We start from the raw sequence: 356 nt of genomic DNA, 5'->3' as shown, positions 1-356 counted from the left end.
GCACAAGAAAACAAACAACTAAACGATGAGAAAATTATCAGAATGATTCAAGATTATCGTAAAGTAGTTGGGCAGAGAACTGGTGGAATTAAGCTTTATGCAGAACTTAAACAAGGTTTTATAAATCAGGACATTAAAATTGGTAGAGATAAACTATACGATGTATTGAGACTGCACAATCTTTTAGTTCCTAAGCTTAAAAACTACGTGACAACAACGAATTCCAATCATCAATTTAGAAAGTATAAAAACCTGATTAAAGACCAAGTTCCTAATCGACCAGAACAGCTATGGGTGAGTGATATAACATACATTAAAACGGACAATGGACACAATTATCTAGCAATCGTTACAGA

1 pseudogene is annotated in these 356 nt (G+C 33.1%); it reads left to right on the top strand.

The annotated features are described in order from the left end of the window. Nucleotides 1-42: 42 nt before the first annotated feature. Nucleotides 43-356, top strand: a pseudogene (locus CXF67_RS00270) (IS3 family transposase); the annotation flags it as partial.

The organism is Psychroflexus sp. MES1-P1E (assembly GCF_002836055.1).
GTDB lineage: Bacteria > Bacteroidota > Bacteroidia > Flavobacteriales > Flavobacteriaceae > Psychroflexus.
Note: the sequence above shows the minus strand (reverse complement) of the source record. Positions and strands in the feature narration are given on the sequence as shown.